We start from the raw sequence: 1220 nt of genomic DNA, 5'->3' as shown, positions 1-1220 counted from the left end.
GGTGCTCTCAAGGGGTCAGCGCAACACTTCCTTAACTCGAGGAGGTTGCGGTGGGACGTGGTGACTACGAGAAGCTGACGCCAGAGACGATCGACGCGCTGTGGGCGAGGCTGCGTGAGGGGCAGGCAGCGAAGCCGACAGCTCGGCAACTGGGTCTGTCACCGAGCACGGTGCGTACCTACCTGCTGCGCTGGGGTGGGGTCAGACCCGATCCTCGGCGTCGATCACGTTGTCGTCTGTCGATGGCGGAGCGCGAGGAGATCTCTCGGGGCTTGGCGGCCCAGGAGTCGATCCGAGCCATCGCGACTCGATTGGGTCGAGCGCCCTCGACGGTTAGCCGAGAGGTCAACACCAACGGCGGGCCCAGGCGATACAGAGCAGCCAGAGCCGATCGTGAGGCGTGGTCGCGTGCGACCCGTCCCAAGGCGTGCAAGCTGGCTCTGAACCCGGTGCTGGCTGGCATCGTGGCCGAGAAGCTTCAGCGACGATGGTCACCCCAGCAGATCGCAGGCTGGCTCAAGTCCACCTACCCCGACGACCCGGAGATGCACGTGTCCCACGAGAGCATCTACCGCACCCTGTTCGTCCAGTCCCGCGGCGCGCTGCGCAAAGAACTGACCGCTCACCTGCGCACCGGGCGGGTGATCCGGCGACCCAAGGGAGTTCGGTTGCCCGACGGTCGTGGCGGCCGGCCCAACACGCTGCACATCTCCGAGCGACCGGCCGAGGTAGAGGACCGGGCGGTACCCGGCCACTGGGAAGGCGACCTGGTGTTCGGCAAAGGGATGAGCCCCGTTGCCACCTTGGTGGAGCGCTCGACCCGGTTCCTGATGCTGGTCGCGCTACCTGGTGGCAATCACAAGGCTGACGCGGTCGCCGATGCGCTGGCTGCCGCAGTCACGACGCTGCCGCAGCAACTGACGAAGTCCCTGACCTGGGACCTCGGCCACGAGATGGCCCAACACCAGCGGTTCACCGTCGCCACCGGTGTGCAGGTCTACTTCTGCGATCCGAAGTCGCCGTGGCAGCGTGGCAGCAACGAGAACACCAACGGACTTCTGCGTCAGTACCTGCCCCGCCGGGTCGACTTCCGCACCTTGACCCAAGACGACTTCGATGCCATCGCTCAAGAGCTCAACGAACGCCCTCGACAGACCCTCGGCTTCAAGACACCATCACAAGCACTAGCCGAGGTGTTGCGCTGACCGCCTGAACCCGCA

1 protein-coding gene is annotated in these 1220 nt (G+C 65.7%); it reads left to right on the top strand.

All coding sequences use genetic code 11. The annotated features are described in order from the left end of the window. The first annotated feature begins 50 nt into the window (after positions 1–50). Positions 51–1205 carry an IS30 family transposase gene (locus AC54T2_RS19640; RefSeq protein ID WP_496667009.1) on the top strand — a complete coding sequence of 385 codons (1155 nt, stop codon included), beginning with the start codon at positions 51–53 and terminating at the stop codon, positions 1203–1205. Positions 1206–1220: the final 15 nt, after the last annotated feature.

This window comes from Nocardioides sp. Z35_8, from assembly GCF_059621125.1.
This window is presented reverse-complemented; position numbering and strand designations above follow the sequence as displayed.